Source organism: Tundrisphaera macrotermitis (assembly GCF_051175315.1).
GTDB lineage: Bacteria > Planctomycetota > Planctomycetia > Isosphaerales > Isosphaeraceae > Tundrisphaera.
Window position 1 is genome coordinate 2160264 of sequence record NZ_CP195100.1, and the last position, 12108, is coordinate 2172371.

General features: G+C 63.1%; 6 protein-coding genes and 3 rRNA genes. 2 read left to right on the forward strand and 7 right to left on the reverse strand.

Annotation, left to right across the window (positions count from 1 at the left end; all coding sequences use genetic code 11):
- Nucleotides 1-89: 89 nt before the first annotated feature.
- The 6 genes from TA3x_RS08790 to TA3x_RS08815 form a co-directional block, all read right to left on the reverse strand.
- Nucleotides 90-302, reverse strand: coding sequence for a hypothetical protein (locus TA3x_RS08790; protein ID WP_435020312.1), 213 nt, complete (start codon nt 300-302; stop codon nt 90-92).
- A 338-nt stretch (nt 303-640) separates the two neighbouring features.
- A complete protein-coding gene (locus tag TA3x_RS08795) occupies nt 641-1300 on the reverse strand; it encodes an intradiol ring-cleavage dioxygenase (RefSeq protein ID WP_435020314.1) in 660 nt (219 codons plus the stop codon).
- Nucleotides 1301-1429: 129 nt separating this feature from the next.
- Entirely contained in the window at nt 1430-2944 is a 1515-nt protein-coding gene (locus tag TA3x_RS08800) for a glycosyltransferase family 39 protein (protein ID WP_435020316.1), read from the reverse strand.
- A gap of 204 nt (nt 2945-3148) precedes the next feature.
- A 5S ribosomal RNA gene (gene rrf / locus TA3x_RS08805) occupies nt 3149-3257 on the reverse strand.
- Nucleotides 3258-3449: 192 nt separating this feature from the next.
- Nucleotides 3450-6257, reverse strand: a 23S ribosomal RNA gene (locus tag TA3x_RS08810).
- Between the two features lie 599 nt (nt 6258-6856).
- A 16S ribosomal RNA gene (locus tag TA3x_RS08815) occupies nt 6857-8367 on the reverse strand.
- The 16S, 23S and 5S rRNA genes sit together here, the layout of an rRNA operon.
- 839 nt (nt 8368-9206) lie before the next feature.
- Here TA3x_RS08815 and TA3x_RS08820 point away from each other — a divergent pair.
- Both TA3x_RS08820 and TA3x_RS08825 read left to right on the forward strand, forming a co-directional pair.
- Entirely contained in the window at nt 9207-9506 is a 300-nt protein-coding gene (locus tag TA3x_RS08820; RefSeq protein ID WP_435020317.1) for a hypothetical protein, read from the forward strand.
- 71 nt (nt 9507-9577) lie between these two features.
- Nucleotides 9578-10606, forward strand: coding sequence for a helix-turn-helix domain-containing protein (locus TA3x_RS08825; protein ID WP_435020319.1), 1029 nt, complete (start codon nt 9578-9580; stop codon nt 10604-10606).
- An 11-nt stretch (nt 10607-10617) separates the two neighbouring features.
- Here TA3x_RS08825 and TA3x_RS08830 read toward each other — a convergent pair whose 3' ends face one another.
- Nucleotides 10618-11910, reverse strand: coding sequence for a DNA methyltransferase (locus TA3x_RS08830; RefSeq protein ID WP_435020321.1), 1293 nt, complete (start codon nt 11908-11910; stop codon nt 10618-10620).
- Nucleotides 11911-12108 lie beyond the last annotated feature (198 nt).

Sequence of the window (12108 nt, forward strand, 5' to 3'; positions counted from 1 at the left end):
TTCACGGGACGGAGGCCGATCCTCCATCCGGCGTCATTGTGGCGGGCGGTCAACCCCCGGATCCTCCGGCGGGAACGGCCAGATCCGGCTTATTCGACGGTGCCACGCAGCCATGAGGCCGCGGCATCCAGGTGGTGGCGGGCCACCGCGCTATCCCCGGCCGCACCATCGCGCCTCGGGCTGTACAACGTGTCGAGGACGCGGACCAAGGCGGGGACCTCGGGGCAATGCCAGCGTCCGTCTTCATCCAGCACCGCCTCGGCGGTGCCGCTCCGACAGGGAAATCGCAGGCGTCCCATCATGACGGGATCTCTCAAAAGACAGGGAGCGTTCATGGGAGACGATTCGCCTTCAACCGCCGGAATATTGGGAGGATTCCGGCGACCTCATCGGCAGATCCCCCCCGACCCGAACCTCTCCGACCCGTTACGTCCGGGCTCGAAACAATGTTCGATAGCGAGTCGAAATCTCCCCGAGTCGCGGTTCCGAACCGGTCGAGGCCGAAGCAACCCCAACCCAGTATAGGTCGCATTTCGATGCCGAGGCGGTCGTGAACCGCCTCGTTCGAATTCATGGGGTCATCACATGAGGAGGTCTTGGCTACCTGGGACCTCCAGGGTGCTTGCGGTGATCCCGGGCGTCAAGCCTCAGGGGTGAATCCGAGGACGACGTCGACCCGGGCGGCCAGTTCTCCCACCTTCGAGCCGGGCAGGGGGGCGAACTCGGCGCAGACCGACTCCCGGGCCTTGGGATCGCGGACCCCGCGGAGCACGCCATCGCGTTCGTTTTGCGGGTGACCCTTGATATAGAACTGGGTCGTCAGCAGTTCCTTGCCACCCTTGCGAACCTTGACGTGGATGTGCGGCGTCCGTCCCGGATAGCTCACCGGCTTGATCGTCCGGAAGTAGTATTCCCCCGACGAGCCGGTCAGGAATCGGCCGAATCCCTGGAAGTTCCCGTCGTGCTTGCCGTGGTTGGGGTCCTTGGAGTGGATGTACGCCCCGGCGTTGTCCACCTGCCAGATCTCGATCACGGCGTTCCGCAGCGGGTCCCCCTTGGCGTCGAGCAGGCGGCCCGACAGATGGGTGATCTCCCCGACGGCCGGGGTCAGCGAGTCGTTGACCACGATCAGGTCGTTGTCGGTGTCGAGCGGCAGTTTGTCGGGATAGAACGGCCCCTCGGTCATCTTCGGGGTCCGCATCAACTCATCGGCGAATGCCCCGCGTGCCGTGAGAGCGACCGAGGCCGCAACGCCAAGAAAGGCACGCCGGCTGGATCGAGCGAACATCGGATCGGACATCGGGTCATGCTCCTGAGAGGGGCGGACACAGGGGCTATCGGAGAGCGACGGGGCGAGCCCCCAACGATAGAGGCGTCGGATCCGATCCGATCGCCCCGACGAGTTGACCGGAATCTCCCCCACGACAATTCACGGGGCGGCGTTTTCCAATTCCGGGATGACCTCATAGATGCAAACCGAACTCGCGCCCGCGTCTCGCCGCCAGACCTGGCGGACCCGATCGGGATGGCGTTCGATGAACTGCGCAATGGGATTGGCCGGCGATCGAGCATAACGGTTGTCATCGATCAGCAGGTAGGCCACGCCCAGCCGATCGATCGAACGGGCCGCTTCCTCGGGATCATCCGGGTTGACGCCCAGGCCGACACGCCCGGTCGTCCAGTAGACCTCGGCCGGGTGCATGGAAAGCACGGGGCCGGGACGCCCCCCATGCCGGGAAATCCAGCGGCACGCCTCGTCGAATGGTCGATCGGCCAGGCGACGGGCCTCGGCTCGACCCGCAATGATCGCATAGGCAGGATAGGGAAGGGAAGCGGTGACGACGACCAACGCCGCCCAGGCGCGCGGCCGCCGAAACCCGAGCCAGGCCGCGGGCCTGGCTAGTCCTTCGATGGCCCCCACGATCAGGCAAGGGACGAGCGGGATCAGAAATCGCCCCGCCTCGGTGAAGGGCCAGATCAGGAGCAGGGGCAGGGTCGCCAGCGGGACCAAGCCGGCCAACCTACGCCTCGGCGAACGCAGGGTCCGCACCCATCCCCACCCGATCAGGCTGGTCGCGAGCACGGCCCAGAGATTCACGACGATCAGCAAGATGGGAGATCTTGCCACCTCGGTCCCGATCTCGACGATCGGTCCAACCCATTGATCGGGGAGACGTTGGAGATAAAACACGGCCTGATGACCGATGAGCGATGCCAGCCCATCCCCGGTGAACAATCCCGCCTGGTTTCGGTGGGGCGACGACATCAGCCAGACGACCCAGGGCAGCACCAGCACGAAGGACGCGAGCCCCATCCCGAACAAACTGGCCGTCCGCCGCCGGAGGATCAGTTCGATTCCCATCGCCAGGACCAGAGTGATGGCGACATGACGAGTGAGGACACCCAGCCCGAGCAGAGCACCCAGGATCATCCCACGCCCGACCCCACCACGTCGCCCGACCCTGACCCCATAGAGAATCGCGGCCTGATCGATCAGGAAAAAGAGAGGCTCGGACAGGATCAAACCTCCGGTGCGGCCCCACGTCCAGTTGATCGCCAGGGCCAGGGCAGCACCCAGTGCGATCCGGTTTGTGTACATCGAACGGAACCACAACCACGCCAGGAAGATGGCCACGATTGTGCACGCAACCGAAAAGATGTGAGCCGACTCGGAGGAGGGTTCCAGGAATCGCCACAAGGAAGCCAGACCCAGTGGATATCCCGGAGGAAAGTGCGTATGGCGGGCCGGCTCCGGGGCAAAAACATCTCGATATCCCTGCCCCTCGGCCAACGCTCGCCCGAGAACGGCATAGCTCGCACCGTCGTATCGAGGGGGCGACGATCGATCCGCGTTCATCAGGATGGATACCGCGGCCACGACTGTGATGAGCGAACCCGACAACCAGAACCAGGTTCCAGGAAGCTTGAAACGATTGACCATCATCTGCCCACCACGACAACCCACGATCACGATCCAAGTCGTTACGATTTCGCTCCGATCCCCGCAGGAATGTCGGACGGATTCGTACCGGGGAAGCCCGCGATCATCAGGGATCCGGCCGGCCGGGACAAGTCGGTCTACTTCGAAACGAAAAAAGCCGCCGCCCGGCATCCCTGGTGGGGGATGCCGGGCGGCGGCTGGTGTGGGATCCGGCGATGACCGACTTTCGCGCCGAGGGCACTATCATGGGCCTGGCGGGCTTAACGGCCGTGTTCGGGATGGGAACGGGTGGGGCCCCGCCAGTATCGTCGCCGGAAGTCGGCCGGGGGAGGGTCAGCTCCCCGCGGCCGCGGTGGTTCGGATCGTCCGCGGAGGGTGGTCGCACACACGCGTCGTGATGGCGGACGGGATCATCTCGGTCGCGGACCCGTGGAGGATCATGGATCGTCGTCGATGGGCCTGAGATCCCGAATGATCGCGGCCCTGTTGGGGGCGGCGACGAGTCGGGGTGGTCAAGCCGCTCGGCTGTTAGGACCGGTCGGCTGCGACGGTCGCCCGTCGTGCACTCCCGGCCTATCGACCTGGTCGTCTTCCAGGAGCCTTCGCAGCATATCGCTGCCGGAAACCTCGTCTTGAAGAGGGCTTCGCGCTTAGATGCCTTCAGCGCTTATCCTTTCCCGACCTGGCTACCCGACGATGCCCCGAGCGGGACAGCCGGAACACCAGAGGTCGGTCCTCCCCAATCCTCTCGTACTAGGGGAGACCCTTCGCAAGTTTCCAACGCCCACGGCAGATAGGGACCGACCTGTCTCACGACGGTCTGAACCCAGCTCGCGTACCGCTTTCATTGGCGAACAGCCAAACCCTTGGGACCTTCTCCAGCCCCAGGATGCGATGAGCCGACATCGAGGTGCCAAACCTCCCCGCCGCTGTGGACGCTCGGGGGAGATCAGCCTGTTATCCCCGGAGTACCTTTTATCTGTTGAGCGACGGCCTTTCCATCCAGCACCGCCGGATCACTAAAGCCGACTTTCGTCCCTGCTCGACTGATGGGTCTCGCAGTCAGGCACCCTTGTACTTTTGCGCTCATGTTGCCCGATTGCCGACCGGGCCGAGGGTACCATTGCACTCCTCCGTTACGCTTTGGGAGGAGACCGCCCCAGTCAAACTGCCCGATGAACACGGTCCCGATCCGGGCCACGGATCGGTGAGGACCAACGTCGGTTCAGGGTGGTATTTCACCGATGGCTCGCCGACGGCTGGCGCCGCCGGGTCGCTGCCTCCCACCTATGCTACACAAAACCGACGCTGGGCCAGTGTCAACCTGCAGTAAAGGTTCACGGGGTCTTTCCGTCTGACCGCGGGTACGTGGCATCTTCACCACGGCTACAGTTTCACCGGGTCCCTCGTGGAGACAGCGCTCCAGTCGTTACGCCATTCATGCAGGTCGGAACTTACCCGACAAGGAACTTCGCTACCTTAGGACCGTCATAGTTACGGCCGCCGTTTATCGGGGCTTCGGTCGCCAGCGTCGCTTTCGCTAACCGGCTCCCTTAACCTACCGACACCGAGCAGGCGTCAGACTCTATACGTCCTCTTGCGAGTTGGCAGAGTCCTGTGTTTTTGATAAACAGTCGCTAGAGCCGATTCTCTGCGGCTCACCCCTCGCGGGATGAGCACCCCTTATACCGAAGGTACGGGGTCATTTTGCCGAGTTCCTTCACGAGGGTTCTCCCGAACGCCTTCGGATGCTCGCCTAGCACACCTGTGTCGGATTGCGGTACGGGCCGATGGATCGTCCACGGCGGGCTTTTCGTGGCCGGGTGAAGAGGGGCTTCCGGATCGAATGCCGTCGCCCTTGCGGGACGGGGTAATCTAATGCCCCGACCCCTCATTTCCCGGCGTCCTCGCCGCTTCAACCTCACCACCGGGTGGCGGAATATTAACCGCCTGCCCATCGTCTACGCCCTTGGGCCTCGACTTAGGTCCCGACTGACCCTGGGCGGATTGACCTTCCCCAGGAAACCTTGTGCTTTCGGCGGACGGGCTTCCCACCCGTCTTATCGTTACTCGTTCCGGCATACGCACTCGCCATCGCTCCACCGTTCGTCCCCGTACGGCTTCGCCGCGGATGGCGACGCTCTCCTACTGCTCGATTTCTCGAACCCGCGACTGCGGCGTGACGCTTGAGTCCCCGTCATTTTCGGCGCGGGATGGCTCGACCGGTAAGCTGTTACGCACTTTTGAAATGGTGGCTGCTTCTAAGCCAACATCCCGGCTGTCACCGCGATCCCACTTCCTTTGCCACTGAGCGTCAACTTGGGGGCCTTGGTCGGCGGTCTGGGTTGTTTCCCTCTCGAGCGTGAAGCTTATCCCCCACGCTCTGACTCCCGGGGTCCGCCTGACGGTATTCGGAGTTGGGTTTCGGCGGGTAGGCGGGAAGCCCCCCGGCCGAATTCCGTCGCTCTACCCCCGTCAGGTACTGCCCGAGGCTGGCCCTAAAGCCATTTCGGAGAGAACGAGCTATCTCCAGGTTTGATAAGACTTTCACTCCTCCCCACGGGTCCTCCCCCGATTTTTCAACATCGGTGGGTTCGGTCCTCCACGGCCTGTTACGGCCGCTTCAACCTGCCCATGGGTAGTTCACCTGGTTTCGCGTCTACTGCGCCCGACATCGTCGCCGGTTAGGACTCGCTTTCGCTGCGGCTCCTCCCCTGAAGGGATTAACCAAGCCGGACACAGTAACTCGCCGGATCATTATGCAAAAGGCACGCGGTCAGGCCGGCCGAGGCCAGACGCCCTCCCACCGCTCGTAGGCACGGGGTTTCAGGTTCAGTCTCCTCCCCTTATCGGGGTTCTTCCCACCGTTCGGTCGCCCTACTGGGTTCGCTATCGGTCGTCATCGAGTACTTAGCCTTGCGGGATGGTCCCCGCCGATTCAGGCCGGGTTTCACGTGCCCGACCCTACTCGGGTACCGGATAGGAGAGTTCGCATCGTCGCCTACGGGACTGTCACCCGCTCTGGTGCCGCTTTCCAGCGGACTTCGGCTGACGCTGGCTCATTCCATGGCTCCGGCCCCACGACCCCGGGTGGTGTCCCACCCGGTTTAGGCTGGTCCCCGTTCGCTCGCCGCTACTGAGGGAGTCTCGGTTGATTTCTTTTCCTCCGGGTACTGAGATGTTTCAGTTCCCCGGGTCTCCGACGGGCATTCCGGGATCGACGCTCTTTGGGCAGCTCCCCCGGACTTATCGCAGCCAACACGCCCGTCATCTGATGACGCCTAGGCATCCCCCCCGTGCCCTTAAGGACTTGACCACTCCGACCCGTGCCCGCCCCGATCCCGTGAAGGATCAGGAGGCCGTGATCGCATGAATCTTGAGTCCCATCGATTCGAGGCCGGCGCGTCTCGCGACGCTCCTTCCCTCGGAGTAACGATCCTCGCATGGGATGGTTTAGTCCCCATGCGGATCCAAAAGGGTCCACGTTCGTGGATGATTCTGTGCCACTACCACTTTCGAGTTTGCACTCGCTTGCGTGTGTGTGACCAACCGCCGAATTGTGAAAGATCCGATGCGTCGGGGCCAACGCCCCGGGCACCTGGCCACCGGCCAGGGGGCGACGCAGCATCCCTGGGGGACCTGCACCGCCCCGCACCCGGTGGGGGAGCGGAGAGGGAAGCGACGGGAGGGCCGGGGAAGGGGTATTAACCCCACCCCCGGCATCCCGGGATTCGATCGATCTGCTGCAAGCGTAGACCACGTTCTATCGAGTCGGGCCCGCAAGGGGGGCCGGCGTCGGGGATCGTGTCCGGGACGGGCCGATGTCATCTCACGGCCCGGCACCGCGGTGAGGATACGGGATCCTCGGTGCGGCGTGTACTCCGGCGTGGATGAAGATTTTCCAAGTTTCCTTAGAAAGGAGGTGATCCAACCGCAGGTTCCCCTACGGTTACCTTGTTACGACTTAGTCCCCATCACGGGTTTCATCTTCGGCGCCTGCCTTTCGGCTCCGGCGACTTCGGATGCCCCCCGCTTTGGTGGCTTGACGGGCGGTGTGTACAAGGCTCAGGAACACATTCACCGCGGCATGCTGATCCGCGATTACTAGCGATTCCGGCTTCATGCGGGCGGGTTGCAGCCCGCAATCCGAACTGGGGGCCGGTTTATGCGATTAGCTCGGCCTTGCGGCTTGGCGACGCTCTGTCCGGCCCATTGTAGTACGTGTGCAGCCCCGGGCATAAGGGCCATGAGGACTTGACGTCATCCCCGCCTTCCTCCGGCTTAACGCCGGCGGTCTGTCTAGAGTTCCCGGCATGACCCGTTGGCAACTAGACACAGGGGTTGCGCTCGTTAGGGGACTTAACCCAACACCTCACGGCACGAGCTGACGACAGCCATGCAGCACCTGTGCACGTTGTACCTTGCGGCCTCACCGACGTTTCCGCCGGCTAATCCGTGCATGTCAAGCCCGGGATAAGGTTCTGCGCGTAGCCTCGAATTAAGCCACATACTCCACCGCTTGTGTGAGCCCCCGTCAATTCCTTTGAGTTTCAGCCTTGCGACCATACTCCCCAGGCGGAACACTTCACGGTTTCCCTACGGCAGGGAGCCCATCGGCGAGCCCCCTACCCAGTGTTCATCGTTTACGGCCAGGACTACCGGGGTATCTAATCCCGTTCGCTCCCCTGGCTTTCGCGTCTCAGCGTCAGAAAGGGTCCAGGACCTCGCTTTCGCCACGGGCGTTCCTTCCGATCTCAACGCATTTCACCGCTCCACCGGAAGTTCCAGGTCCCCCTACCCCCCTCGAGGCCGGTCGTATCCCCGCCACTTCCCCGGTTGAGCCGGGGGATTTCAGCGTCGGACGTGCCGGCCCGCCTACACGCGCTTTAAGCCCAGTAATTCCGAATAACGTTCGCACGGTTCGTCTTACCGCGGCTGCTGGCACGAACTTAGCCCGTGCTTCCTCCAGGGATCGGTCAAGCTTGCGCCTTCCTCCCCCTCGACAGGAGTTTACAACCCGAAGGCCTTCGTCCTCCACGCGGCGTCGCTCGGTCAGGCTTGCGCCCATTGCCGAAGATTCTCGACTGCAGCCTCCCGTAGGAGTCTGGGCAGTGTCTCAGTCCCAGTGTGCCGGGCCATGCTCTCACACCCGGTAGGCATCGCAGGCTTGGTGGGCCGTCACCCCACCAACAACCTAATACCACGACGGCCCGTCTCGCGGCGGCCGAAGCCTTTGGCGGCAAACCGATGCCGGTTCGCCGCGTCGCCGGGAATTACCCGGGGTTTCCCCCGGCTATGCCCGTCCGCGAGGTTGGTTACCATCGCCTTACTCACCCTTGCGCCACTCCCCTTGCGGGGCGTTCGACTTGCATGCCTAATCCACGCCGCCAACGTTCATTCTGAGCCAGGATCAAACCCTTCGAGATGGGAGAGCGGACGAGTCCGCTCCCATTTCCTCGGGTCGAGGAAAAACTAACTGGTCGCCCCGGTCCGATCGGTCGGAGATGAACCCGACCTCGCCACCGAGTGCTGCGTGATCCGACCCGGACAACACGGCGAGGCCGAGGCCCCACCCTGCTCATCCCGATCCTCCCACGCCGGCTCCCCTCAAGGGCCCGCTCACATGCGTGTGTCTGCTTGCAGACGATCGACCGAATTGTCAAAGAAGGGACCGGGAGAGCTTCCCCCCGACCCACGCGACCGCGGCTCGTCCGATGGACTCCCCGCGACCTTGCTTTTTCCACCCGCCCTGAGACGCAGCAAGCGACCCTCGCGGGCCGCCCTGTTCGAGGGCTTCGGTGGTGGTTGTCGCCGGTTTCACTCGCAAGTCATTCGCATGACTCGGTTTGTGTCGGCGACGAGTGAGATATTACCGGGAAGATGTCGCGAAGTCAATCACTTCGTTTTTTTCTTCTCGGCCCGCTCCGCGGCGACTCTCGCCCCCGCCTCGCGTCGTCGTCCCGTCTCACAGGCGACAAGGAAGATCTTACCGAGAGTTTCCCTCACGTCAAGGAACTGGTCACTTTTCCTCCTGCGACTTCACTCATTTTCGGTGCTTTTTCTCGTTCGACGTCGAATTCCTCCAGTGCCGGTTCCGCTTCTAACGATAATCTCACCTAGCCCGGTTATCCGTGCGGTTCAACCTCTCTCTATAGGAGGGGCATAGGGCAGGGGCCTGATCGTCTTCGGGTATCGGGTGAGATTGGGTCAGATCCGTGTCGAGCAAGGATGATTCTCCAGGAGGGGGTTTCTCATGCCCGTCGCCATGCCCATTCAGACGGATTGGCTCAGGAGCGTCCTCATCGAGCGCGGGTATCTGGCCCGCATCAAGGGTGAGGCGATCAAGGTCTACATGGTCATGCTCGAGGCCTGCGGGGGGATCCCCGATCAGAGCGTGACCATGAGCCTCAACCAGATGATGCAGCAAACTCGCCTGTCCTGCCCGACGGTCATCGACTGCCTGGCGCGGCTCGAGAAGCTGAAGCTCGTGGTCTCCACCACGCACGAACGCGGGAAAGTGAAGTCGTATTACGTCTCCGACCCGCTCGCGGACGAGTTCGCTTAATTGAGCCGGCCGAGATCGTTTAACCGACGTCGCGCCCGTCGTCCGGTCCCAGGGAGGGAGACCAGTCGACCATGGATCCGTTCTTCTTCCGGGTCGAACACGACCTGCTCCGTTCCGAGTCCTTCAAGACGCTTGGCGGCTCGGCCATCAAGGTCTATCTGGTGATCGGCCTGTATGCGGATTTCGGGACCGGTTGGGCTTATCCAGGCATTCGCACGATCGCCGCACAGGCGGGACTGAGCCGCCAAACGGTCCTTGCGGCGATCGAGGAGCTCACCCGACTGGGCCTGCTGGCGACCAGCAAGTCGAAGGGGAGGTCGACGGCCTATCGGATCATGCAGCAGGCGCCGCCGGGTCGTCCCGCGGCAAAAAAGCTGCGACCGGCCCAACCGGCAGCACCGACTGGCCCACTTTCTTTAGAGGGTGGGGGTGAAACTGGTCCAGAATCCTTAGGACCCCCCCTCCGAACTGGTCCAAAATCTTTCGAGGCGCTGGCCCAGTTCTTCGGCCCGAGCGGCCCCGCAGCTGGGCCCGAACGAGAACAAAGAACGAGAGAAGACAGCCCCAGCATCCCGATTCCGGGAACGCCGTTTCGTTTGTGCTCCGACGGTCGCCTGGCGGTTGCTGCGAATGTGCAAGATTTGTTGAGGGAGCAGGGGATACCAGGGAGGCTCGCCGAATCCCTGGCCGCCAAGAAGGCGCCCGAGGATGTCGCCAAGGTTTTGCTCAACGCGCTTTATTTGCAAAGCCAGGGCAAGCTACAGAACGGCCCCGGCTACATTCGCGCGGGGATCGAGGATGGCTACGAGCTTCTGCCCCAGGTCGCCAACCGGCTCGAATTGCGCAGACGGGAACTGGAAAATCAGCTCCGTACGGTCGAATCGAAGCAAGAAAAGGCCCGGGAACAGAAGGCGAAAGCGGACGAGGACGCGGCCATCGCGCTGGTGATCGAAAGCCTCCGGCTGGATCAGGTTGAGGAACTGGTCCGGCGGGCCGTCGCGCAACTTCCGGAACCGATCGTCCGCCGCAATCCCACGCTGACGAATCCATTCGTGCGCGGGAAAGTCTACGAACTCGCGGGCGGCGACCCGATCCCTTAATATCTACCAATTCAAGGTTTACGCGCGACTATAAGATCCCTGACCTGCCCCAGCATCCGCCCGTCGAGCCTGGCGCGGCGGACATGCTGGGGCAAGTACGCGCCATCCATCGGGCAACTGATTCGCCGATGGGGTGCGAACCCGGCGTCGAGGATCGCCTTGTAGCCGAAGAAGGCGTGATCCAGATAGCCGTGTCCGGCCGGGAGATCCTTCTCAGTCTGGTTGGCCAGCAGCAAGGCGAAGTAGCCGCCCGACTTGAGTGTGGCGAAAGCGTCGCGTGCCAGCTGATCGAGGAAACGTTGCCACGCGTCCAGGGGGATTTCCGCGACCCCTTCGGACGCGTACTGGCGCGCCAGCATGGTATGGTACGGGGGATCGCAGAAGACCAGATCGCACCCGCTCGCCTCAGGCGGAAAGCCGCTTCGGATGTCGAGACGGATGACTCCGGGACGTTTGGGCTCTATGTCATACGCGAGGCAAACGCGGCCCATCGACTCGCAGACGTCCATGGTCGTCCCGCCGCCGCTCATGGGGTCGACGACCAAGGCGCCGGGGGCGGTGAAGTAGTGGAGCGTATGGGCGACGATAGCTGGGGGGATGGAACCGGGATGGGGGATTCCGAAGGCGCGATCGTGCTTGAACGACCAGACGTCGTAAGGCGTGGGGCGGAAGTTGGCAGAGAAGCGATCGCGACGTCTCAGGTCCTTGTAGGCGGCGTGGATCGTCTTGGTCCCGGCATCGATCTGCGCGACGCCGCTACGGGCGCGATCGTCTCCGGATTGGGCGACCGACCAGAGCTTGCGGGCCTGGCGGTAAAGATCCTTGCCGCCGAGACCAATGGTCCTGGCGATCGCGGTATCGGTGCGACCGCCCCGATCGTCGGAATTCCGACGATCGACAGGATCGGTCCCTTTGCGAAGGTTGGACTGACTTCTCAGCTTCGCCTGGGCTCCCAGGATCTCCTCCAACGCGTCGGCCTCACGCATCTGTTGCGAGAACGTCTTGTGCCGCTGGCGGTTGTATTCGAGGACGGCCTGTCGAAGCTCGGCCGTGGACGCGAACGAGCGGACCTCGCAGGGGAGGTCAACAAGACCCAGGGAGCGGGCACAGGCGAGCCGTCGATTGCCCGAGACCACTTCCCAAACGTCGCCGGTCAAGGTCACGACGAGCGGCACCAGGATGCCCGACTCGCGGATTCCATCGATGAGACCGCCCGTTTCCGCTTCCGGGTCGCCATAAACGGATATGCTGAAAGGACTTGGCTTGAGCAGCGAGGTGGCTATCCGGGTGGCGTGGGCATTCATGGGGCAGCGACCGGGACGCTCGATGGGCGATGGGGAATCGGCGAAGCAGGCTCGTCCGGTGCCAACGTAGCAGCGGGTGTCCGGGGTGTCCAGGTCATCGGGTGGGTCGAAAGCCCCGGGCCGAATTGAAGCGTTTGGTATGGGCGCGCCGATGGGTATCTGGATGATTGGCAAATTCGGGTGGCACGAGGATCGGCG

Bases quoted from the DNA above. Each gene is read 5' to 3' on its own strand.
- TA3x_RS08790 (WP_435020312.1), bottom strand. From the start codon at position 302: ATGATGGGACGCCTGCGATTTCCCTGTCGGAGCGGCACCGCCGAGGCG.
- TA3x_RS08795 (WP_435020314.1), bottom strand. From the start codon at position 1,300: ATGTCCGATCCGATGTTCGCTCGATCCAGCCGGCGTGCCTTTCTTGGC.
- TA3x_RS08800 (WP_435020316.1), bottom strand. From the start codon at position 2,944: ATGATGGTCAATCGTTTCAAGCTTCCTGGAACCTGGTTCTGGTTGTCG.
- TA3x_RS08820 (WP_435020317.1), top strand. From the start codon at position 9,207: ATGCCCATTCAGACGGATTGGCTCAGGAGCGTCCTCATCGAGCGCGGG.
- TA3x_RS08825 (WP_435020319.1), top strand. From the start codon at position 9,578: ATGGATCCGTTCTTCTTCCGGGTCGAACACGACCTGCTCCGTTCCGAG.
- TA3x_RS08830 (WP_435020321.1), bottom strand. From the start codon at position 11,910: ATGAATGCCCACGCCACCCGGATAGCCACCTCGCTGCTCAAGCCAAGT.